Here is a 22190-nt window from a genome sequence, read left to right as displayed (position 1 = left end):
TCCCGCCCACATCGATGCAATGAAACAAGGTGCCGGATCAAACGCCGGCTGCGCGCGCGAGCCGCTGGTTTGCGGGTGCCGCGCCTTTTATGGTCTAATGACCTGTGACGAAACAGGGGTGCTTCGCCCACAGGCGGCTTGATTTTCAGGCTGCGGCGGCGAGGCTGAGAGAGACCCTTTGCACCCGATCCGGGTAATACCGGCGCGGGAAGTTTCCGGAAGCAGCCAGTCTTCCATTCCCCGCCGGACGGCGTCCGTACGTAAGTGCGCGCGTATTGTCCGGCCGGCTTCACCCGCCGGTTTCGTCCTGGGTACGTGCGTTTTTTTGCCGTACGGAAAGGACTCGATGACCGCCTATTCTTCAGATATGTGTTTTGCTCTTCGCTACGTCGCCGTCGGTGCGTCGTGCTTCAGCCTTGCTTGCCGCCGTAGAGCGGCGCCCACGCGGGAGTCCGCGCGATGAACCGGTCCGCCCAACCTGATTTCGCCGTCCTCGGCGGCGGTCTTTGCGGCCGGCTGGTCGCGTGGCGTCTGGCGGGCCAGGGACATCGCGTGGCGCTGTATGAGCGCGGCGACGCCGCCGGTTCGCAGGCCGCCGCGTGGGTCGCCGCGGCGATGCTCGCGCCGCTCGCCGAAGCCGCCAGCGCCGAGCTGCTGATCACGCGTCTCGGCGCGAGTTCGCTCGATACCTGGCCGCAGTTGCTGGCCGAATTGCCCGAGCCGGTGTTCTTCCAGCGCAATGGCACGCTGGTCGTCTGGCATCATGCCGACCGCACCGAAGCGCCGCTGTTCGAGCGCCGGGTTCGCTCGAACGCGCCGGCCGACCTGCTCGACGGCGGTTTCGTGACGCTGGCGGGCGCCCAGGTCGGCGCGGCCGAGCCCGCGCTGGCGGGCCGCTTCAATCAGGGCTGGCTGCTGCCGCGTGAAGGCCAACTGGACAACCGCCAGGTGCTGGCCGCGTTGGCCGCGGGGCTTGCCCAGCGCGGCGTCGACGCTCACTGGAACACGCCCGTCGACGAGCAGTCGCTGCCGTCCGCGCGCATCACGATCGACTGCCGGGGCCTCGGTGCGAAGCCCGTGCTGCCCACGCTGCGGGGCATTCGCGGCGAAGTCGCGCGGGTGCATGCGCCAGGTATCAACCTGACGCGCCCGGTGCGGCTGCTGCATCCGCGCTATCCGCTCTATATCGCGCCGAAGCAGAACGACCTGTACGTGATCGGCGCTACTGAAGTCGAAGGCGAGGACATGTCGCCGGTCAGCGTGCGCTCCGCGCTCGAACTGCTGAGCGCGGCGTTTTCCGTACATCCGGGCTTCGGCGAGGCACGCATCCTGGAACTGAATTCGCAGTGCCGCCCGACCTTGCCGGACCACCGTCCGGCGCTCCTGTGGGACGGCGCGCGGACACTGCGCGTGAACGGGCTGTACCGGCACGGCTACATGATCGTGCCCGAAGTCGCCGACGAAGCCGTGCGCTTCGCGTCGGCGCTGCTCGACGGCCGTATCGGCGATGCCGACGCGTTCGCCGACTGGCGCCGCGACGCGCGCTGGAGCGAGCTTTTCCAACAGGATTGCGCGCGGGAGCCGGCATGAGCGTTGCGCGCTCCCATGCCGCTCGCCCGCCGCTTTCGCCATCGATTGAACCGCATTCGAACACCATGGACATTCATATCAATCAGAAGCCGTTGTCGCTGCCCGAAGGCGCGACCGTCGCCGATGCGCTCGCCGCGTACGGCGCGCGCCCGCCGTTCGCGGTCGCGCTGAACGGCGATTTCGTCGCGCGCACCCAGCATGCGGCGCGCGCGCTGCAGCCGGGCGACCGGCTCGACGTCGTGCAACCCGTGGCCGGCGGCTAAGCGTTGCCCGCCGCCCGCCACGCCTTGCCGGAGACCCGATGATGCAAATGACTTCCCCCCAAACCGCCGACGCGCTCACGCTGTACGGCCAATCCTTCGCGAGCCGCGTGCTGCTCGGCACCTCGCGCTATCCGTCGCTGCAGTCGCTGTCCGATTCGATCGACGCGGCGCGCCCCGGCATGGTCACCGTCGCGCTGCGCCGGCAGATGAACGAAGGCGGCGCCGAAGCCGGCTTCTTCGATCTGCTCAAGCGCCACGGCGTGCCGCTGCTGCCGAACACGGCCGGCTGCCTGACAGTCGGCGAGGCGGTGACTACCGCGCACATGGCGCGAGAAATCTTCGAAACGGACTGGATCAAGCTCGAACTGATCGGCGACGACTACACGTTGCAGCCTGACCCCGTCGGGCTGATCGAAGCGGCCGCGCAGTTGATCAAGGACGGCTTCAAGGTGCTGCCGTATTGCACCGAAGACCTCGTGATCGGCCGCCGTCTGCTCGACGCCGGTTGTGAAGCGCTGATGCCATGGGGCGCGCCGATCGGCACCGGCAAGGGTGTGATCAACCCTTACGGGCTGCGGGTGCTGCGCGAGCGGCTGCCGGACGTGCCGCTGATCGTCGACGCCGGGCTCGGCGTGCCGTCGCATGCGGCGCAGGTGATGGAGTGGGGTTTCGACGGCGTGCTGCTGAACACCGCAGTGTCGCAGGCGACGCACCCCGATGCGATGGCGCGCGCGTTCGCGCTGGGCGTCGAAGCGGGCCGCCAGGCTTTTCTGGCGGGGCCGATGGCCGAGCGCGAAAGCGCGCACGCGAGCACGCCGGTGGTCGGCATGCCGTTCTGGCACCAAGACGGGAGCGCCGCATGACGCAAACACTGGCATTGAAGCATCGCGACCTGTTCTGGCCGCCCGCCGACGAACTCACCGAAGCCACCGAGCGCATCCGCGCGCGCCTCGGCGACTGGCCGCCGACGCATGCGCCGTGGCGCATCTGCCTGACCGCGCCGGACGAGCCCAACGGCGGCGACCTGATCGTGATCGCCGACGCCCAGCAGCACGGCGAGCAGATGGCGCGCTGGCTGGTGCAGGGCGCCGGCGTGGTTGAAGCGGCGCAGGACACGGCCACGCTGCATCTGGGCGGCGAGAAGTACCGCCTCGAAGGTCATCTGGCGGACGACTGGATTGCCGCGCTGGCCGCGTTTCTCGACTGTGGTTTCGACCCGCACGATGCGCTGGTGCTGGCGCTCGCGTGGCGCGACGGCGACGAAACTCGCGCCGACGACGCCTTTCCGGCCGACATCGCGCGATTCCCGCGCCTTGCCGGTTTGCCGGCCGCGCCCGCGCAAGCGTTCGCGCGCTGCCCGGACCGGCTTGGCCTGTATCCGGTGCTGCCGAGCGCGGAATGGGTCGAGCGGGTGGTGGGCTTCGGCGTGAAGACGGTGCAGTTGCGCCGCAAATCGGCCGAACCCGCCGATGAGCTGAAGCGCGAAATCGCCCGCTGCGTGGCCGCCGGACGCGCGCACGACGCTCAGGTATTCATCAACGACCACTGGCAGGCCGCGCTCGAAGCGGGCGCGTATGGCGTCCACCTCGGTCAGGAAGACGTGCATACCGCCGACCTCTCCGCGCTGGCCGCCGCCGGCATCCGGCTGGGTCTGTCGACGCACGGTTTCTACGAGATTCTGAAAGCGCTGCATTTTCGGCCGAGCTACATTGCATTGGGCGCGGTGTTTCCGACCACGACCAAGGTCATGCCCACCGCGCCGCAGGGTCTCAAGCGCCTTGCGCGCTACGTGCGTCTGCTCGACGGTGTCGTGCCGCTGGTGGCGATTGGCGGCATCGAACTGCAGGTGCTGCCCGACGTGCTGGCGACGGGTGTCGGCTGTGCTGCGGTGGTGCGCGCGGTCACGGAAGCAGCCGATCCGGCGGCCGCCGTTTCTGCGCTGCAGCAAGCGTTTACGCAATAATCGTCAGGCTTATTTTAGAGACAGGGCACCTCACGGCAGCTTTTGCATGATGGCCCTATAATTCGGCCTTCCGTGTAAAAGGACTGTCAGTTTCGTGTCTTCCTCCCCCGAGACCTTACTCGAGCTGCGCGACGTCGACTTCGGTTACGGCGACCGGCTCGTCCTGTCGAGCCTGAATCTGCGCTTCAAACGCGGGCAGGTCGTCGCGGTCATGGGCGGCTCGGGTTGCGGCAAGACCACGGTGCTGCGTCTGATCGGCGGTCTGGTGCGCGCGCAGCGCGGCCAGATCCTCTTTCACGGCCAGGACGTCGGCCAGCAGACGCGCGACGGCCTTTACGCGCTGCGCCGCAAAATGGGCATGCTGTTCCAGTTCGGCGCGCTGTTCACCGACATGTCGGTGTTCGAAAACGTGGCCTTCGCGCTGCGTGAGCACACCGATCTCCCCGAAGAATTGCTGCGCGACCTCGTGCTGATGAAGCTCAACGCGGTCGGCTTGCGCGGCGCGCGCGACTTGATGCCGTCGGAGATTTCCGGCGGTATGGCGCGGCGCGTGGCGCTCGCGCGCGCCATCGCGCTCGACCCCGAACTGATGATGTACGACGAGCCGTTCGCCGGTCTCGATCCGATCTCGCTCGGCATTACCGCGAACCTGATCCGCGCGCTGAACCAGGCGCTGGGCGCCACCTCGATCCTGGTCACGCACGACGTGCCTGAATCGTTCGCGATCGCCGATTACGTCTACTTTCTCGCCAACGGCGGGGTCCACGCCGAAGGCACGCCGGCCGAACTTCGCGCGTCGGCCGATCCGACAGTGCGGCAGTTCATCGACGGCGCCCCGGACGGCCCGTTCAAATTCCACTATCCGAGCAAGGCGTCGCTGGCGGCGGACTTCGGCATCGGCGGAGGCCAGTCATGATCAGTGCGATCGGTCGCTCGGTGATCGGCGGGCTCGGCACGGCCGGCTACGCCACGCGTTTTTTCTTCCGGCTGCTGCTCGAGTTCTTCCCGTTGCTGCGTCGTCCGCGCCTTGTCACGAAGCAGATCCACTTCGTGGGTAATTATTCGCTGGTGATCATTGCCGTGTCGGGGCTGTTCGTCGGCTTCGTGCTTGGGTTGCAGGGCTATTACACGCTCAATCGGTACGGTTCCGAGCAGGCGCTGGGCCTGCTGGTCGCGCTGTCGCTCGTGCGCGAACTCGGACCGGTGGTGACCGCGCTGCTGTTTGCCGGCCGCGCCGGCACGTCGCTCACGGCCGAGATCGGCCTGATGAAGGCGGGCGAGCAACTCACCGCGATGGAAATGATGGCGGTCGACCCGGTCAAGGTCGTGGTCGCGCCGCGCCTGTGGGCCGGCATTGTCGCGATGCCGGTCCTCGCCGCGATTTTCAGCGCGGTCGGCGTGTTGGGTGGTTATGTGGTGGGCGTACTGCTGATCGGCGTCGACGCGGGCGCGTTCTGGTCGCAGATGCAAGGGGGCGTGGACGTCTGGCGCGATGTCGGCGCCGGGGTCGTCAAGAGCGTGGTGTTCGGCCTCGCGGTGACCTTCGTCGCGCTGTTTCAGGGCTACGAAGCCAAGCCCACGCCGGAAGGCGTGTCGCGCGCGACGACCAAAACGGTCGTGTATGCGTCGCTGGCGGTGCTCGGGCTCGATTTTCTGCTGACCGCACTGATGTTCAGCTAAGACTGCGCGGCACGTTGGCCGCCGGCGACGCGTCACTGGACGCGCGCGGCGGGCAGCGTTGGCGGCGTGGCAGATTCACTTTGGGATGACGATGAAAAAGACTGCTCTCGACTTCTGGGTCGGCCTGTTCGTGGTGTTGGGTTTCGTGGCGTTGCTGTTTCTCGCGCTGAAGGCCGGCAACATGAGCTCGTTGTCTTTCCAGGCAACGTACCCGGTCAAGCTGAAGTTCGACAATATCGGCGGGCTGAAGGCGCGCGCGCCGGTGAAAAGCGCGGGCGTGACGGTGGGCCGGGTTGCGTCGATCGGCTTCGACAGCAATGCGTATCAGGCAGTCGTGGTGATCGATCTCGACAAGCAGTACCAGTTTCCGAAAGACACCTCCGCGAAGATCCTGACTTCGGGTCTGCTCGGCGAGCAGTACATCGGACTCGAACCCGGCGGCGACACCGAAATGCTGAAGGCCGGCGACACGATTTCGATGACGCAATCGGCGATCGTGCTGGAAAATCTGATCGGCCAGTTCCTGTATAGCAAGGCCGCGGATTCGGGGGCGTCGAAGCCCGCGACGGCCGCGCCCGCCCCGGCGGCTGCGGCGCCGGGTTCGTCTGCCGCCGGCGCGGCCGGTCAATAAGGAGAACACGAATGCAGACCACACGCATCGGAGGCGTGCGCGCCTTCCAGTTGGGCACGATCGTGGTGGCGGCCGCGGTGCTGGCCGGCTGCGCCACGGTGGAAACGCCCACCAAGGGCGATCCGTTCGAAGGCCTGAACCGCACCATCTTCACCGTCAACGACAAGATCGACCAGTACGCGCTGAAGCCGGTCGCCAAGGGCTACGTGTGGGCGACTCCGCAGCCGGTGCGCGACAGTGTGACGAACTTCTTCTCGAACATCGGCGACGTCTACATCGCGGCGAACAACCTGCTGCAGTTGAAGATTACCGACGGCGTGCAGGACATCATGCGGATCGTGATCAACACGGTGTTCGGTGTCGGCGGCCTGTTCGACGTGGCGACGCTCGCCAAGCTGCCCAAGCACGAGAACGACCTCGGTCTGACGCTCGGTCACTACGGCGTGCCGCCGGGGCCGTACCTGGTGCTGCCGCTGTTCGGCCCGAGCACGGTGCGTGACGCGGTCGGCTCGGTCGGCAACTACTATGTGAACCCGCTGAGCTACATCGACCCGCCGGGTCTGAGCTGGGCGCTGTACGGCCTGAACATCGTCAACGTGCGCGCGAATCTGCTGAGTGCGAGCGACGTGCTGGAAGGCGCCGCGCTCGACAAATACTCCTTCGTGCGTAACGCGTATCTGCAACGCCGCCAGTATCTGCTGTCGGACGGCCGCCGGCGCACGCAGGAGCTGCCGAACTACGACGACGAAGCGCCGCTGCCGAAGTACGACGAGGACGTCGACGGCGCGGCAGGCGCGGCCGCCGCGCCTGCCGGTGCGGTCACCGGAACGGCCGGCGCCGCGGCGGGCACGCAAGCTGCTGCTGCGAAGGCTGCGCCAGCATCCGGCCCGGTCGTCGCGACGCCGCCGCGAGCTGCGTCGGGAGCCGCGGCGGGCGAGTCGGAAACGCCACCGCTCGACCTGAACGGCGGTCCCGAAACGACGCAAATTCCGGCCGGCCAACTGGTTCCGCCGTCGCGTTTCAACTTTCCGTCATTCAAATTGCGCTGAACGTGCGGCGGTAACAGATCGATACGACTCTCGCAGTTTGCGCATGGATTGCCGTCGAACTCGCGTGCTAAGGTCGCCTCAAACGCTTGCACTACTTTTAAGGCTAGGCTCGATATGAAAAAACTTTTCCTGATTCCGTTGTTCGCCGTGTTGTTTTCCTTCGTGAGTGCCGGGGCATCGGCGCAAACCGTGGACACGAATTCGCCCGACGTCCTGATCAAGACCGTCACCCAGCAGGTGGTCGACGCGGTGCGCGGCGACAAGTCGATCCAGCAGGGCGACATTTCGCACATCACCCGTCTCGTCAACGAAAAGATCCTGCCGTACATGGATTTTCGCCGCACCACGCAACTGGCGATGGGCCGTAACTGGCGCACCGCCTCGCCCGAGCAGCAGAACCAGGTCGTCGAGCAGTTCAAGATGCTGCTGATCCGCACGTACTCGGGCGCGCTCGCGCAGGTGCGCGACCAGCAGATCCAGTACAAGCCGTTCCGCATGAATCCGGACGACACCGACACGGTGGTGCGCTCGGTGGTGATGAACAACGGCTCGCCGATCGAACTCGACTACCGTCTGTACAAGACGCCGCAAGGCTGGCGCGTGTATGACATCAACGTGCTCGGCGCATGGCTGATCCAGGCGTATCAGCAGCAATTCAATGAGCAGATCCAGCAGAAGGGCGTCGACGGGCTGATCCAGTTCCTCACGCAGCGCAACCAGCAACTCGCCGCGGGCAAGCAGTCGTGAGCGAAGGGCTGAGCGCCGTCGCGAACCGCTTCGAGAGCGGCGCATCGTTGACCCACGAGAGCGCGAAGGCCGCGCTCTCGGCGGGTTTGCAACGCATCTCGGCCGGCGCGACCGGTGTGGATTGCACGCCGCTCGCGCAATTCGATTCATCCGCACTGGCTGTGTTTCTCGCGTGGGAGCGTGCCGCCCAGGCACGCGGCGTCAAGTTCGAGATCGTCAATCTGCCGGCTGGTCTCGCCAGTCTCGCCCAGGCCTACGGCGTCGATACGTTGGTGTGTCGAGCTGCCTAGGCGCTTTAGCGCTTACGCACGGCCCCACGCAGCGCGAGGCCCCGGGCTTCCCGCTTTAGCGCTTACACCGCTTCCTCCCATCATCGCTGCATCAACGCGACATTGACGCTCCGTCCGCGTCACTCCCAATCCTCCCAGTCGAGTCGGGCTTGCTGATTTTTGCCCTATAATCAAACGTTTTTTGGTGCTCGTCACCGGCCCCAATTCCGTTCTCCCAGCATTTTGTTGACCCTGCTCTGGGCTGCCTCCAGGCTCCCACAGGGTTCATTTAGGCGCTGCGACCCACGCGGCCCACAGTCATGTCAGCCATAGAAATTCGTAACGTCAAGAAGCGCTACAAGGACTTGCAGGCGCTCAAGGGCGTCAGCCTCACAGTCGAAGAAGGCGAGTTCTTCGGACTGCTCGGTCCGAACGGCGCGGGCAAGACGACGCTCATCAGCATCCTCGCCGGCCTCGCCCGCGCCGATGAAGGCAGCATCGCGGTACGCGGCCACGACGTCGTGGCCGACTTCCGCCACGCGCGCCGCGCGCTCGGCGTGGTCCCGCAGGAGCTCGTGTTCGATCCGTTTTTCACCGTCCGCGAAACCTTGCGCATCCAGTCCGGCTACTACGGGCTACGCAACAACGACGCGTGGATCGACGAGATCATGGCCAATCTCGACCTCACCGATAAAGCCGACGCCAACATGCGCGCGCTGTCGGGCGGCATGAAGCGTCGCGTGCTGGTCGCGCAGGCGCTGGTGCACCGCCCGCCGGTGATCGTGCTCGACGAACCGACCGCGGGCGTCGACGTCGAGCTGCGTCAGACGTTGTGGAAATTCATCTCGCGCCTGAACCGCGAAGGCCACACCATCGTGCTGACCACGCACTATCTGGAAGAAGCCGAGTCGCTGTGCGACCGCATCGCGATGTTGCGGCGTGGTGAAGTGGTCGCGCTGGAGCGCACCAGCACGCTGCTGCAGCGCTTTGCCGGCATGCAGTTGTTCGTGCGTTTCGCGCAGGGCGTGCTGCCTGCCGAGCTGCGTCCGCTCGAAGCGGAAAGTGGCGCGGGCAACGGCAATGGCCGTCAGCATCTGCTGCGCCTCACGAGCTACGACGAGGTCGAACGGATTCTCGCGCAGTGCCGCGCAGCGGGCTGTACATTCGAAGAAATCGAGGTCCGCAAGGCCGACCTCGAAGATGTGTTCGTTCAGGTGATGAACGGTCCGGAAGTGATCGAGGGGCTTGCATGAGCGGCTACAGTGGATTCAGTACGCTGTTTTACAAGGAGTTGCTGCGTTTCTGGAAGGTGGCGTTCCAGACCGTGCTCGCACCGGTCATCACTGCGCTGCTCTATCTGACCATCTTCGGCCACGCATTGCGCGACCACGTGCAGGTCTATCCGGGCGTCGAATACACGAGCTTCCTGATTCCGGGTCTCGTGATGATGAGCGTGCTGCAGAACGCGTTCGCGAACAGTTCGTCGTCGCTGATCCAGTCGAAGATCACGGGCAACCTCGTGTTCGTGCTGCTGCCGCCGCTGTCGCATTACGAGATGTTCGCCGCCTATGTGCTCGCTGCCGTGGCGCGCGGGCTCGCGGTTGGCTTCGGCGTGTTCATCGTGACAATCTGGTTCGTGCCGCTCAGCTTCACCGCGCCGCTCTACATCATTCTGTTCGCGATTTTCGGCGCGGCGATTCTCGGCACGCTCGGTCTGATCGCCGGTATCTGGGCGGAGAAGTTCGACCAGCTCGCCGCGTTCCAGAATTTTCTGATCATGCCGCTTACGTTCCTCTCGGGCGTGTTCTACTCGACGCATACGCTGCCGCCGGGCTGGCGCGAAGTGTCGCGTCTCAATCCTTTTTTCTACATGATCGACGGCTTTCGCTATGGGTTCTTCGGGATGTCGGATATCAATCCGCTCGTGAGCCTTGCGATTGTCGCCGGTTTCTTCGTGGTGCTGGCTGTGGTAGCGATGCGCATGCTCGCTTCCGGCTACAAACTGCGCCACTGATCAGGAGCTTCTCTCATGTTGCCGACTCCCGAACAGGTCAAGCAATACATTGCGGCTGGGCTCGCTTGCCAGCATCTCGAAGTCGAAGGCGACGGCCAGCACTTCTTCGCGACCATCGTGTCGCCGAGCTTCGAAGGCAAGCGCCCGATCCAGCGTCATCAACTGGTGTATGCGGCGCTCGGCGACCGCATGCGCGAAGAAATCCACGCGCTCAGCATGAAGACGCTGACGCCCGCCGAATGGCAGAACGCGTAATCTGGAAATTTAGTGCGAATTACTCAAGAAGGACGCGACGCCGGTAGCGGCGCGTCGAACACGCTCAATGCAGCCCCGGCCGAAGTCCGGGTCAATCAGGAACTGACAGGCATGGATAAACTCGTCATTGAAGGTGGCTACCCGCTGTCGGGTGAAGTCGTCGTCTCGGGTGCGAAGAATGCGGCGTTGCCGATCCTGTGCGCGGGTTTGCTCAGCGCGGAACCGGTGCATCTGGACAATGTGCCCGACCTGCAGGACGTACGCACGATGCTCAAGCTGCTCGGCCAGATGGGCGTGCGCATCGAGAGCGGCGAAGGCCGCGTGACGCTGGACGCATCGAAGGTCGACAACGTCGTCGCGCCGTACGAGATGGTGAAGACCATGCGCGCGTCGATTCTCGTGCTCGGCCCGCTGGTCGCGCGCTTCGGCCACGCGCGGGTGTCGCTGCCGGGCGGCTGCGCGATCGGCGCGCGTCCGGTCGATCAACACATCAAGGGCCTGCAGGCGATGGGCGCCGAGATCACGATCGAGCACGGCTTCATCGAAGCCCGCGCGAAGCGTCTGAAGGGCGCGCGCATCGTCACCGACATGATCACCGTGACCGGCACCGAAAACCTGCTGATGGCGGCGGTGCTGGCCGAAGGCGAAACGGTCATCGAGAACGCGGCGCGTGAGCCGGAAGTCGGCGACCTCGCACATCTGCTGGTGTCGATGGGCGCGCAGATCGAAGGCATCGGCACGGACCGTCTCGTGATCCAGGGCGTCGACAAGCTGCATGGCGCGAAGCACACGGTGATTCCGGATCGCATCGAAGCCGGCACGTTCCTGTGCGCGGTGGCGGCAGCCGGCGGCGACGTCACGCTGCGTAAAGTGCGTCCGCTGATTCTCGAAGCCGTGACCGAAAAGCTGCGCGAAGCGGGCGTCACGATCGAAGAAGGCGACGACTGGATGCGCGTGCGCATGGACAAGCGTCCGAGCGCCGTCACGTTCCGCACCTCCGAATACCCCGCGTTCCCGACCGACATGCAGGCGCAGTTCATGGCGCTGAACACGATCGCGGAAGGCACCTCGCAGGTCGTCGAAACGATCTTCGAGAACCGCTTCATGCACGTGCAGGAATTGAACCGCCTTGGCGCGAGCATCACGATCGACGGCAACACCGCGCTCGTGAATGGCGTCGACAAGCTGTCGGGCGCGATGGTGATGGCCACCGACCTGCGCGCGTCCGCGAGTCTCGTGATTGCCGCGCTGCGTGCCGAAGGTGAGACGCTGATCGACCGTATCTATCACCTGGATCGCGGCTACGACCGGATGGAGACCAAGCTCAACGCGATCGGCGCGAAGGTGCGCCGCGTGTCCGGGAGCCAGGCATGAGTTCGATGCCGCAAACGTCGTCGTCGCCGGCGGTGAGCGCGCCGCTCACGCTGGCGTTGTCGAAAGGGCGTATCTTCGAAGAAACGCTGCCGTTGCTCGCGGCAGCCGGCATCGAAGTGGCCGAGGATCCGGAAACCTCGCGCAAGCTGATTCTGCCAACCACCGACGCGAACCTGCGCGTGATCATCGTGCGCGCCACCGACGTGCCGACCTATGTCGAATACGGCGCGGCCGATTTCGGCGTGGCGGGCAAGGACGTGCTGCTCGAGCATGGCGGCAGCGGCCTGTATCAGCCGGTGGACCTGGATATCGCGCGTTGCCGGATGTCGGTCGCAGTCGCCGCGGGTTTCGATTATGCGAAGGCGGTGCGCCAGGGCGCGCGCCTGCGCGTGGCGACCAAGTACGTTGAGACCGCACGTGAGCATTTTGCCGCCAAGGGGGTACACGTCGATCTGATCAAGCTGTACGGTTCGATGGAACTGGCGCCGCTCGTCGGCCTCGCCGATGCGATCGTCGACCTGGTGAGTTCGGGCAATACCTTGCGCGCCAACAATCTTGTCGAGGTGGAGGAGATCATGCAGATCTCGTCGCGCCTCGTCGTGAACCAGGCGGCGCTGAAACTGAAGCGCGCCGCGCTGCGGCCGATTCTCGACGCGTTCGAACGTGCGTCGAAAGCCGGCTGATCGGCGGCCCGACAATGTTGTGACCACGCTGTAAAGCGCGCCTTACCGAAAACGGATACCCGTATGTCTATCAAGATTCGCAAACTCGATTCCACCGCTTCCGACTTCCACAAGTCGTTGCATGCGGTGCTCGCGTTCGAGGCGAGCGAAGACGAAGCAATCGAGCGCTCGGTCGCGCAGATTCTGAACGACGTGAAGGCGCGCGGCGACGCGGCGGTGCTCGAGTACACGAACCGCTTCGACCGGCTCGACGCGAAGAGCGTCGCCGCGCTGGAGCTGCCGATGGCCGAGCTGGAAGCGGCGCTCGAAGGTCTGGAGCCGAAGCGGCGCGCCTCGCTCGAAGCGGCGGCGGCGCGCGTGCGCGGCTACCACGAGAAGCAGAAGATCGAGTGCGGCAGCCATAGCTGGCAGTACACCGAGGCCGACGGTACGGTGCTTGGCCAGAAGGTCACGCCGCTCGATCGCGCGGGCATCTACGTGCCGGGCGGCAAGGCCGCCTATCCGTCGTCGGTGCTGATGAACGCGATTCCGGCGCGTGTGGCCGGCGTGCGCGAAATCGTCATGGTCGTGCCCACGCCGGACGGCGTGAAAAATCCGCTCGTGCTGGCGGCCGCGCTGCTGGGCGGCGTGGATCGCGTGTTCACGATCGGCGGCGCGCAGGCGGTGGGCGCGTTGGCTTACGGCACGCAAACCGTGCCGGCGGTCGACAAGATCTGCGGCCCCGGCAACGCGTACGTCGCATCGGCCAAGCGCCGCGTATTCGGCACGGTCGGTATCGACATGATCGCCGGGCCGTCGGAAATTCTCGTGCTGTGCGACGGCACCACCGACCCGCGCTGGGTCGCGATGGACCTGTTCTCGCAAGCCGAGCACGACGAACTCGCGCAATCCATCCTGCTGTGCCCGGATGACGCGTTCATCGCGCGCGTGCACGATGCAATCAACGAATTGCTGCCGACCATGCCGCGCCAGGACGTGATCCGCGCGTCGCTCGAAGGGCGCGGCGCGCTGATCAAGGTGCGCGACATGGCGGAAGCCTGCGCGATCGCCAACGACATCGCCCCGGAACACCTCGAAATCTCCGCGCTGGAGCCGCATCAGTGGGGCCAGCTGATTCGCCATGCAGGCGCGATCTTCCTCGGCCGCTACACCAGCGAGAGCCTCGGCGACTACTGCGCGGGACCGAATCACGTGCTGCCGACCTCGCGTACCGCACGGTTCTCGTCGCCGCTGGGCGTCTACGATTTCTTCAAGCGCTCGAGCGTGATCGAAGTCAGCGCGGAAGGCGCGCAGACACTCGGCGAGATCGCCGCTGAACTCGCGTATGGCGAAGGCCTGCAGGCGCATGCCCGCAGCGCTGAATACCGGATGCGGCAGAACAACAACGATCGCGGCTAGGCGCGGCGAGTCGGACACGGAAGATAAGCGGGCAGCCAGCGAACCGGTGCCCCCAATCTTCAGCGACGGACTGCGCGTGCTCGTTGCCCTCCCGTTCAAAACGACAATAGAGACCAACCAGGGCGGCCCGTGCGCCGCCGATGCCCGGCCGGCATCTTCCTTCGCGGCCGGTTCCACACTGCTATGACGACACCTCAAGACATCATCCGCCGCGACGTGCTCGCGATGACGAGCTATCCGGTTCCGGACGCCACGGGCTTCATCAAGCTCGACGCGATGGAAAATCCGTTTCCGCTGCCGCCGGTCCTGGCCGCGCATCTGGGCGAGCATCTCGCCGGCGTCGCGCTGAACCGCTACCCGGCGCCGCGCCCGGACGCGCTGATCGAAAAGATCAAGCGCGTGATGGGCGTGCCGGCCGGCTGCGACGTGCTGCTCGGCAACGGGTCGGATGAAATCATCAGCATGGTGTCGGTCGCGTGCGCGAAGCCGGGTGCGAAGGTGCTCGCGCCGGTGCCGGGTTTCGTGATGTACCAGATGTCGGCGAAGCTGGCGAATCTCGAATTCGTGGGCGTGCCGTTGAAGGCGGACTTCGCGCTCGATACCGAAGCGATGCTCGCCGCGATCGCTGAGCACGAACCGGCGATCGTCTATCTCGCGTATCCAAACAACCCCACCGGCACGCTTTTCGACGACGCCGACATGGAACGCATCATCGCCGCGGCGGGCAAGAGCCTGGTGGTGATCGACGAGGCGTATCAGCCGTTCGCGCAGCAAAGCTGGCTGCCGCGCGCCGACGCGTTCGACAACGTCGTCGTGATGCGCACGGTGTCCAAGCTCGGCCTCGCCGGCATCCGTCTCGGCTACCTGGTCGGCAAGCCCGCGTGGCTGACCGAGTTCGACAAAGTGCGGCCGCCGTACAACACCAACGTGCTGACGCAGGCTGCCGCCGATTTCCTGCTCGACCACGTCGACGTGCTCGATGCGCAAGCCGCGCAATTGCGCGAAGAACGCACGAGGCTCGCGCAGGCGGTCGCCGCGTTGCCGGGCGCGCAAGTGTTCCCGAGCGCCGGCAACTTCCTGCTGGTGCGCGTGCCCGATGCGTCCGTTATGTTCGAAACCCTGCTCACTGCGCGGGTTCTGATCAAAAACGTGAGTAAAATGCATCCATTGCTGGCCAATTGCGTGCGTTTGACCGTCGGATCGCCGGAGGAGAATGCGCAATTGCTGGCCGGCCTGAAGCTCGTGCTGCACTGAACGAACGGCATTGCCGTTTTCCCATCCCACACTACTATCGCTTTCTAGCTAGATTCGAGGAATTACCATGCGCCTTGCGGAAGTCGTTCGCAACACCAGCGAAACGCAGATCCGTGTGAAGATCAACCTGGACGGCACCGGTCAGCAGAAGCTGGCCACCGGTGTGCCGTTTCTGGACCACATGCTCGACCAGATCGCACGGCATGGCCTGTTCGACCTCGAGATCGAAGCGCATGGCGACTTGCATATCGACGACCATCACACGGTCGAAGACACCGGCATCACACTCGGCCAGGCCGTCGCGAAGGCGATCGGCGACCGCAAGGGCATCCGCCGGTACGGTCATTCGTACGTGCCGCTCGACGAAGCGCTGTCGCGCGTCGTGATCGATTTTTCCGGCCGCCCGGGCCTCGAATTCCACGTGCCGTTCACGCGCGCGCGCATCGGCACGTTTGACGTCGATCTGTCGATCGAGTTTTTCCGCGGCTTCGTGAATCACGCGGGCGTCACGCTGCATATCGACAACCTGCGCGGCCTGAACGCTCACCATCAGATGGAAACGGTGTTCAAGGCATTCGGCCGGGCGTTGCGTATGGCCACGGAAATGGACGAACGCGCGGCGGGGCAGATTCCGTCGACCAAGGGCAGCCTTTAAGCCTAACCAAGCCGCATTCAGCCGCTCAACTTCAGACGACTCATTGACCAGGATCGCGCGTCGGCCGACCGTCGTTCGGCGCCGGACCTCACCGTCGATCGATTGACGGCGTTGCCGCCAAACTTGAAATGAAAACTTCGATAGCGATTGTGGATTACGGAATGGGCAACCTGCGTTCGGTTGCCCAGGCATTGCGCAAGGCTGCGCCGGAAGCGGACGTCGCGATCGTCGACCGGCCGGAAGCGATCCGCACGGCCGACCGCGTGGTGCTGCCCGGCCAGGGTGCGATGCCCGACTGCATGCGCAGTCTCGGCGAGTCCGGCTTGCAGGAAGCCGTGATCGAGGCGTCGCGCAGCAAGCCGCTGATGGGCGTGTGCGTCGGCGAGCAGATGCTGTTCGACTGGAGCGCGGAAGGCGACACGCCGGGCCTCGGTCTGCTGCCGGGCAAGGTGCTGCGCTTCGACCTGGAAGGCCAGGTGCAGGACGACGGCTCGCGCTTCAAGGTCCCGCAAATGGGCTGGAACCGCGTGCGCCAGGCGCAGCCGCATCCGCTGTGGGACGGCGTCGCGGACAACGCATTTTTCTATTTCGTGCACAGCTATTATGTGCAGCCGGACAACGCGGCTCATACCGCGGGCGAAACGGTGTACGGCGTGCCCTTTACCTCGGCGGTGGCGCGCGATAACATCTTCGCCACCCAATTCCACCCGGAAAAGAGCGCTGACGCGGGGCTGCGCGTGTATCGCAACTTCGTGCACTGGAACCCGTGAGCGCCTTTTTTCATCCGGTTGCTGCGCGCCATTGCGCCGCAAATGCGGCGGCTGCCGCGCGCCGTAACCGCGGCACTGCGATTTCGCTTGCAGAGGACGCTCAGCAAGGGCGTCGAAAGACTTGTACTAAACTAGCGAAACGGCGTTTTGGCGGACTGGCTCATCAGCCGCTGCCGCCGACCTTCAACCCCTTCCCAGACAACACCCGATTGCTATGCTGCTGATTCCCGCCATCGACCTGAAAGATGGTCAGTGTGTACGCCTCAAACAAGGCGATATGGACCAGGCGACGATATTTTCCGAGGAACCGGCGGCGATGGCCCGACATTGGGTCGAGCGTGGCGCCCGCCGTTTGCACCTCGTCGACCTGAATGGCGCGTTTGCCGGCAAGCCGAAGAACGAAGAGGCGATCCGGGCGATCATCGAGGAAGTGGGCGGGGAGATTCCCGTGCAACTGGGCGGCGGTATCCGTGACCTGAACACGATCGAGCGCTATCTGGACGACGGTCTGTCGTACGTGATCATCGGCACCGCGGCGGTCAAGAATCCGGGCTTTCTGCAGGATGCGTGCACGGCGTTCGGCGGCCACATCATCGTCGGGCTGGATGCGAAAGACGGCAAGGTCGCGACCGACGGCTGGAGCAAGCTGACCGGCCACGAAGTCGCCGATCTCGCGCGCAAGTTCGAGGATTACGGCTGCGAGTCGATCATCTACACCGACATCGGCCGCGACGGCATGCTGCAAGGCATCAACATCGAAGCGACGGTGCGCCTCGCGCGCGCGGTGAAGATTCCAGTGATCGCGAGCGGCGGTCTGTCGAACCTCGCTGACATCGAATCGCTGTGCGAAGTCGAAGACGAGGGCATTGAAGGCGTGATTTGCGGCCGTGCGATCTACTCGGGCGATCTCGACTTCGCGGCGGCGCAGACGCTCGCGGACCGGCTGCGCGAATCGGACGACGCGTAACCCCGATTCGGGCTCGCGGCGAGACCCCGAGCCCCGAGCCCCGAGCGCCGGCCGTCGCGGTAGACCGATCGTGCGGCGTGCGCCACGGACGCGGTGCTTCGTCCGCGGAACAACGCGTCGCGGCCGAGCTTCACTCGCGGCGTGATCCAGCCTCGGCAGCCTCGCGGCGGGTCGCGCCGGCATAGCGCCGCAAGCCCCCGGGCGAGCGGCCTCATCAGCGGTATTGGCAGAATTGCAAGATCATGGCTCTAGCTAAACGCATCATCCCCTGTCTCGACGTCACGGCCGGACGCGTGGTCAAGGGCGTCAACTTCGTCGAACTGCGCGATGCGGGCGACCCCGTCGAAATCGCCCGCCGTTACGACGATCAGGGCGCCGACGAACTCACCTTCCTCGACATCACCGCCACCTCCGACCAGCGCGATCTGATCCTGCCGATCATCGAAGCGGTCGCCTCGCAGGTGTTCATTCCCCTGACGGTCGGCGGCGGCGTGCGCGCGGTCGAAGACGTGCGGCGCCTCCTGAACGCAGGCGCGGACAAGATCAGCATGAACTCGTCGGCGGTCGCGAACCCGCAGCTCGTCAAAGACGCAACCGACAAATACGGCTCGCAGTGCATCGTCGTTGCGATCGATGCGAAACGCGTGTCCGCGGACGGCGAGCCGCCGCGCTGGGAAGTCTTCACGCACGGCGGGCGCAAGGCCACCGGCCTCGATGCGGTCGAATGGGCGCGCAAGATGGCCGAACTCGGCGCCGGCGAAATCCTGCTGACCAGCATGGACCGCGACGGCACCAAGAGCGGCTTCGACCTCGCGCTCACGCGCGCGGTGTCGGACGCCGTGCCCGTTCCGGTGATCGCGTCGGGCGGCGTGGGCAACCTGCAGCATCTGGCCGATGGCATCAGGAGCGGCCACGCAGATGCGGTATTGGCCGCGAGCATCTTCCACTACGGCGAGCACACCGTGGGCGAGGCCAAGCGCTTCATGGCCGATCAAGGCATTTCGGTGAGGTTGTGACGTGGTGAATCCCTCGGCGGTGAATTGGCTCGATAAGGTGAAGTGGGACGCGAACGGCCTCGTGCCGGTGATCGCGCAGGAAGCGTCGACCAACGACGTGCTGATGTTCGCGTGGATGAACCGCGAAGCGCTGGCGAAGACCATCGAATTGGGCCGTGCGGTGTACTTTTCGCGTTCGCGTCAGCGTTTGTGGTTCAAGGGCGAGGAGTCCGGCCACGTGCAGCACGTGCACGAAGTGCGGCTCGATTGCGACGAAGACGTCGTGCTGCTGAAAGTGGAGCAGGTGTCGGGCATCGCGTGCCACACCGGCCGCCACTCGTGCTTTTTCCAGAAATTCGAAGGCTCGGTGGACGATGGCGACTGGCTCGCCGCCGATCCCGTGCTGAAAGACCCCGAACACATCTACAAATGACGCAATCCACGCCAACCACGTCGTCTACCGCCGATACCTTGCTGCGCCTCGCGGCGATCATCGACAGCCGCAAGGGCGGCGACCCGGACGTTTCCTACGTGTCGCGCCTGTTCCACAAGGGCGATGACGCGGTGCTCAAGAAGATCGGCGAAGAGGCCACCGAAGTCGTGCTGGCCGCCAAGGACGCGCGCCACGGCGGCGCGCCGAAGGCGCTGGTCGGCGAGGTCGCGGACCTGTGGTTCCATTGCCTCGTGATGCTGTCGCACTTCGATCTGAGTCCGGCGGACGTGCTCGCCGAACTCGAGCGCCGCGAAGGCCTGTCGGGTATCGAGGAAAAGGCGCTGCGCAAGAGCCGCGAACGCGAGCAGAACGGCGATTGATCGGCAGGCCCGGCTTGAAGCCGCGCGCACCGGCGCCCATATTGCACTGAACGCATCTGAGCGCATCATCGGGAGGACGCAAGCATGGAACAGCCGCACGAGAGCTACCCGCCGCCGGTTTATCGCCACGCGATGGAGCCGGAACGCGAACGCAGTCTGCGCACGCTCACCCACGTGCTGTATGCGCTATACGCGGTCCACTGGCTGACGGGCGGCCTGACGATCCTGATCGCGATCATCATCAACTCCGTGAAGCGGCCCGACGTAGCGGGCACGCCGTATGAAGCCCACTTCGAATGGCAGATCCGTTCGTTCTGGCTGTGTCTGCTTGGTTACGCGATCGGGGCCATGCTGTTGCTCGTCGTGATCGGCATACCGGTTCTGTGGGCCGTCAGCATCTGGATGTTGTACCGTATTATCAAAGGCTGGCTGTATCTGTACGATAACAAGCCGCTTGCGAATCCGCGTGCCTGGGTCTGAGTGTAGTACGCCCGTTTATCGGGCTTTGCTCGAATCTTGCCGCGTCGCTTCGCGCCCCAGTCATACCGCGTCAGGAATACGATGAGTCACGATCCGAACTGCCTTTTCTGCAAGATCGCCACTGGCGAGATCCCATCGACCAAAGTCCACGAAGACGAAGAGTTCGTTGCCTTCCGCGACATCCGTCCGGCGGCCGACACGCATGTGCTGGTGATCCCGCGCAAACACATCGCCACACTGTCGAATTGCACCGATAGCGACGCGCCTCTGCTTGGTAGAATGATCGTCTTGGTGGCGCGTCTGGCCGATCAGCTCGGGGTTGCCTACACCGGCGGCGAAACGGGTTTTCGCACGGTAATCAATACCGGCCCCGGCGGCGGCCAGGAGGTGTATCACCTGCATGCGCACATTCTCGCGGGACCGCGTCCGTGGCAACGGATGGGCTGACGCAAAAGCGGGGTCATGTATGCCCGCTGCAAGTTTTGGTCGTGGACAATAGCGCAGCTGTCGTTTTTTAAGCACTGTAATAACGACGACGCGATCGTTCGGCCACAATGACATTCGTCATGTCGCCGGTTGAATCGGAGCAGTCCGCGGTCACGTATAGAGGAAGCGCAAGCGCGACAGAGCAAACGCAAGCGCTTCGGTCACGCCGCAAGGCGCACGAATTTTGCCGCATCGCGGTGCGGTGTCGGGGTTAAGGAGAGTAGTCATGGGTTCGTTGAGCATTTGGCATTGGCTGATCGTGTTGTTGATCGTGGCGCTCGTGTTCGGCACGAAGAAGCTGCGCAATATCGGCACCGACCTGGGCGGCGCGGTGAAGGGTTTCAAGGAAGGCATGAAGGAAGCCGAAACGCCGGCAGGTGACGCGCAGCAGCGCGAACTACCGCGCAACGGCGCCGTGGATGTGGATGCGAAGGAAAAAGCGCCGCGTTCCGGCGATTACCGCTAAGCCGCGGCTCACCCGCGTTACTGACGGACATTCCACTTCATGCTGGACCTCGGTCTAACCAAGATGGCGCTGATCGGCGTCGTCGCGCTGGTCGTACTCGGACCGGAGCGCCTGCCACGCGTCGCCCGCACGGCGGGCGCGCTGTTCGGCCGCGCGCAGCGGTATATCAACGACGTGAAGTCCGAAGTGACGCGCGAAATCGAGCTCGACGAATTGCGGCGCATGAAGACCGAGTTCGAAACGGCCGCGAGCAATGTCGAAACCTCTGTTCAGGACAATCTGCGCAAGCACGAGAGCGAACTGAACGACGCGTGGAACAGCGGCACGTCGGTGTCGCCGAGCATTGCCGGCGGCGCGCTCGAAGACGTCGGCAATTCGCCGTGGCAGACCAGCACGCCGGCCACGGCGTCCAAGCGCAAGAACTGGCGTGTCAAGCAGACCGCCATGCCCACCTGGTACAAACGCGCCACCACGCGGCGCACGCGCGTGCAATCGGGGGCGGCGCGCGTCGCGCGGCATACGCCCGCCACCTTGCGTCGTCCGACGCGGTTCTTCTGATGATCAGAACGACAATCTCTAACCGAGGGCCGGTGTGAGCGACCCCCAGCATACCCAGAACGAAGGCACTGAAGAGACCTTCATTTCACACCTCGTCGAATTGCGCGACCGCATCATCCGCGCGGGCCTTTCCGTCATCGTGGTGTTCATCGGACTCGTGTATTGGGCGCCGGATATTTTCCGGCTGCTGGCGCGCCCGCTGATGCAGAACCTGCCGAAGGACGGCAAGATGATCGTCACCGACGTCACCGGCTCGTTCTTCGTGCCGATGAAGGTGACCATGCTGGTCGCGTTCGTGATCGCACTGCCCATCGTGCTGTACCAGATCTGGGCGTTCGTCGCGCCGGGTCTCTATCAGCACGAGAAGAAGCTGGTCGTGCCGCTGGTCGCCAGCAGCTACACGCTATTCCTGTGCGGCATGGCGTTCGCGTACTTCGTGGTGTTCCCGACCATCTTCCGCGTGATGGCGCACTACAACGCGCCGCTCGGCGCGGAAATGACCACCGACATCGACAACTACCTGAGCTTCGTGCTGACCATGTTCATCGCGTTCGGCGTGACGTTCGAAGTGCCGATCGTCGTCGTGCTGCTGGTTCGCATGAACGTCGTCACGTTGAAGAAGCTCAAGGAGATCCGGCCGTATGTGATCGTCGGCGCGTTCGTGATCTCGGCCGTGGTGACGCCGCCGGACGTGTTCTCGCAACTGATCCTGGCGATTCCGCTGATCGTGCTCTACGAAGCGGGGATCATTGCGGCGCGCCTGATTGTCCGCAAGCAGCCGATCGCGGTCGAAGACGCGAGTTCGCCGCCGGGTTGAATTGACACATGCC

General features: G+C 64.7%; 28 protein-coding genes and 1 riboswitch. All 28 genes read left to right on the top strand.

The window, feature by feature from the left end:
• The first annotated feature begins 104 nt into the window (after window positions 1-104).
• Window positions 105-228, top strand: a riboswitch (TPP riboswitch).
• A 231-nt stretch (window positions 229-459) separates the two neighbouring features.
• Window positions 460-1590: an FAD-dependent oxidoreductase gene (locus PQQ53_RS26405; protein ID WP_408327299.1), complete on the top strand. Its 1131-nt coding sequence runs from the start codon at window positions 460-462 to the stop codon at window positions 1588-1590.
• Window positions 1591-1655: 65 nt separating this feature from the next.
• The gene (gene thiS / locus PQQ53_RS26400; protein WP_121315856.1) at window positions 1656-1853 is read left to right on the top strand and encodes a sulfur carrier protein ThiS; all 198 of its coding nucleotides are present in this window, start codon (window positions 1656-1658) and stop codon (window positions 1851-1853) included.
• Between the two features lie 47 nt (window positions 1854-1900).
• Window positions 1901-2716, top strand: a complete 816-nt coding sequence (locus PQQ53_RS26395) for a thiazole synthase (RefSeq protein ID WP_408146448.1) — start codon at window positions 1901-1903, stop codon at window positions 2714-2716.
• Window positions 2713-3816, top strand: coding sequence for a thiamine phosphate synthase (gene thiE, locus PQQ53_RS26390; protein ID WP_408327297.1), 1104 nt, complete (start codon window positions 2713-2715; stop codon window positions 3814-3816). The genes PQQ53_RS26395 and thiE overlap by 4 nt, the downstream gene beginning before the upstream one ends.
• A gap of 94 nt (window positions 3817-3910) precedes the next feature.
• The gene (locus PQQ53_RS26385; RefSeq protein WP_408146452.1) at window positions 3911-4732 is read left to right on the top strand and encodes an ABC transporter ATP-binding protein; all 822 of its coding nucleotides are present in this window, start codon (window positions 3911-3913) and stop codon (window positions 4730-4732) included.
• Window positions 4729-5496: a lipid asymmetry maintenance ABC transporter permease subunit MlaE gene (gene mlaE, locus PQQ53_RS26380; protein ID WP_408146454.1), complete on the top strand. Its 768-nt coding sequence runs from the start codon at window positions 4729-4731 to the stop codon at window positions 5494-5496. The genes PQQ53_RS26385 and mlaE overlap by 4 nt, the downstream gene beginning before the upstream one ends.
• Window positions 5497-5587: 91 nt before the next feature.
• The gene (gene mlaD / locus PQQ53_RS26375) at window positions 5588-6127 is read left to right on the top strand and encodes an outer membrane lipid asymmetry maintenance protein MlaD (RefSeq protein ID WP_408146456.1); all 540 of its coding nucleotides are present in this window, start codon (window positions 5588-5590) and stop codon (window positions 6125-6127) included.
• An 11-nt stretch (window positions 6128-6138) separates the two neighbouring features.
• Window positions 6139-7176: an MlaA family lipoprotein gene (locus tag PQQ53_RS26370; protein WP_408155278.1), complete on the top strand. Its 1038-nt coding sequence runs from the start codon at window positions 6139-6141 to the stop codon at window positions 7174-7176.
• 114 nt (window positions 7177-7290) lie between these two features.
• Entirely contained in the window at window positions 7291-7923 is a 633-nt protein-coding gene (locus PQQ53_RS26365) for an MlaC/ttg2D family ABC transporter substrate-binding protein (RefSeq protein ID WP_408146460.1), read from the top strand.
• On the top strand, window positions 7920-8213 hold the full coding sequence (locus tag PQQ53_RS26360) for an STAS domain-containing protein (protein WP_408327295.1): 294 nt from the start codon (window positions 7920-7922) through the stop codon (window positions 8211-8213). The genes PQQ53_RS26365 and PQQ53_RS26360 overlap by 4 nt, the downstream gene beginning before the upstream one ends.
• A gap of 299 nt (window positions 8214-8512) precedes the next feature.
• Window positions 8513-9445 (top strand): ABC transporter ATP-binding protein, encoded by a 933-nt coding sequence (locus PQQ53_RS26355; protein ID WP_408327292.1) that lies wholly within the window; start codon window positions 8513-8515, stop codon window positions 9443-9445.
• Window positions 9442-10206 (top strand): ABC transporter permease, encoded by a 765-nt coding sequence (locus PQQ53_RS26350; RefSeq protein ID WP_408146465.1) that lies wholly within the window; start codon window positions 9442-9444, stop codon window positions 10204-10206. Before PQQ53_RS26355 ends, PQQ53_RS26350 begins: the two co-directional genes overlap by 4 nt.
• A 15-nt stretch (window positions 10207-10221) precedes the next feature.
• A complete protein-coding gene (locus tag PQQ53_RS26345; protein WP_007180203.1) occupies window positions 10222-10461 on the top strand; it encodes a BolA family protein in 240 nt (79 codons plus the stop codon).
• A gap of 111 nt (window positions 10462-10572) precedes the next feature.
• Window positions 10573-11835, top strand: coding sequence for a UDP-N-acetylglucosamine 1-carboxyvinyltransferase (gene murA / locus PQQ53_RS26340; protein WP_408327326.1), 1263 nt, complete (start codon window positions 10573-10575; stop codon window positions 11833-11835).
• On the top strand, window positions 11832-12518 hold the full coding sequence (hisG, locus tag PQQ53_RS26335; protein ID WP_408327289.1) for an ATP phosphoribosyltransferase: 687 nt from the start codon (window positions 11832-11834) through the stop codon (window positions 12516-12518). Before murA ends, hisG begins: the two co-directional genes overlap by 4 nt.
• A gap of 63 nt (window positions 12519-12581) precedes the next feature.
• A complete protein-coding gene (gene hisD, locus PQQ53_RS26330) occupies window positions 12582-13916 on the top strand; it encodes a histidinol dehydrogenase (protein ID WP_408155271.1) in 1335 nt (444 codons plus the stop codon).
• A 183-nt stretch (window positions 13917-14099) separates the two neighbouring features.
• Window positions 14100-15170, top strand: coding sequence for a histidinol-phosphate transaminase (hisC, locus tag PQQ53_RS26325; RefSeq protein WP_408327286.1), 1071 nt, complete (start codon window positions 14100-14102; stop codon window positions 15168-15170).
• A 67-nt stretch (window positions 15171-15237) separates the two neighbouring features.
• Window positions 15238-15825, top strand: coding sequence for an imidazoleglycerol-phosphate dehydratase HisB (gene hisB / locus PQQ53_RS26320; RefSeq protein ID WP_042329170.1), 588 nt, complete (start codon window positions 15238-15240; stop codon window positions 15823-15825).
• 128 nt (window positions 15826-15953) lie between these two features.
• Window positions 15954-16595, top strand: coding sequence for an imidazole glycerol phosphate synthase subunit HisH (gene hisH / locus PQQ53_RS26315; protein ID WP_408146472.1), 642 nt, complete (start codon window positions 15954-15956; stop codon window positions 16593-16595).
• Between the two features lie 214 nt (window positions 16596-16809).
• The gene (gene hisA / locus PQQ53_RS26310; RefSeq protein WP_121315844.1) at window positions 16810-17562 is read left to right on the top strand and encodes a 1-(5-phosphoribosyl)-5-[(5-phosphoribosylamino)methylideneamino]imidazole-4-carboxamide isomerase; all 753 of its coding nucleotides are present in this window, start codon (window positions 16810-16812) and stop codon (window positions 17560-17562) included.
• A 242-nt stretch (window positions 17563-17804) separates the two neighbouring features.
• Window positions 17805-18578, top strand: a complete 774-nt coding sequence (hisF, locus tag PQQ53_RS26305; protein WP_408146475.1) for an imidazole glycerol phosphate synthase subunit HisF — start codon at window positions 17805-17807, stop codon at window positions 18576-18578.
• Window position 18579: 1 nt separating this feature from the next.
• On the top strand, window positions 18580-18990 hold the full coding sequence (hisI, locus tag PQQ53_RS26300) for a phosphoribosyl-AMP cyclohydrolase (protein WP_408327284.1): 411 nt from the start codon (window positions 18580-18582) through the stop codon (window positions 18988-18990).
• On the top strand, window positions 18987-19370 hold the full coding sequence (locus PQQ53_RS26295; protein ID WP_408146478.1) for a phosphoribosyl-ATP diphosphatase: 384 nt from the start codon (window positions 18987-18989) through the stop codon (window positions 19368-19370). The genes hisI and PQQ53_RS26295 overlap by 4 nt, the downstream gene beginning before the upstream one ends.
• A gap of 84 nt (window positions 19371-19454) precedes the next feature.
• Complete coding sequence (locus PQQ53_RS26290; protein ID WP_408327281.1) at window positions 19455-19850, top strand: DUF4870 family protein; 396 nt, start codon at window positions 19455-19457, stop codon at window positions 19848-19850.
• An 81-nt stretch (window positions 19851-19931) separates the two neighbouring features.
• Window positions 19932-20297: a histidine triad nucleotide-binding protein gene (locus PQQ53_RS26285; protein ID WP_408146481.1), complete on the top strand. Its 366-nt coding sequence runs from the start codon at window positions 19932-19934 to the stop codon at window positions 20295-20297.
• A gap of 265 nt (window positions 20298-20562) precedes the next feature.
• The gene (gene tatA, locus PQQ53_RS26280; RefSeq protein WP_408146483.1) at window positions 20563-20802 is read left to right on the top strand and encodes a Sec-independent protein translocase subunit TatA; all 240 of its coding nucleotides are present in this window, start codon (window positions 20563-20565) and stop codon (window positions 20800-20802) included.
• 39 nt (window positions 20803-20841) lie between these two features.
• Window positions 20842-21360, top strand: a complete 519-nt coding sequence (gene tatB / locus PQQ53_RS26275) for a Sec-independent protein translocase protein TatB (protein ID WP_408146485.1) — start codon at window positions 20842-20844, stop codon at window positions 21358-21360.
• A gap of 34 nt (window positions 21361-21394) precedes the next feature.
• Complete coding sequence (gene tatC, locus PQQ53_RS26270; protein WP_408146487.1) at window positions 21395-22177, top strand: twin-arginine translocase subunit TatC; 783 nt, start codon at window positions 21395-21397, stop codon at window positions 22175-22177.
• The last annotated feature ends 13 nt before the right edge of the window (window positions 22178-22190 follow it).

The sequence above is a fragment of the Paraburkholderia strydomiana genome (assembly GCF_046030495.1).
GTDB lineage: Bacteria > Pseudomonadota > Gammaproteobacteria > Burkholderiales > Burkholderiaceae > Paraburkholderia > Paraburkholderia strydomiana_A.
This window is presented reverse-complemented; position numbering and strand designations above follow the sequence as displayed.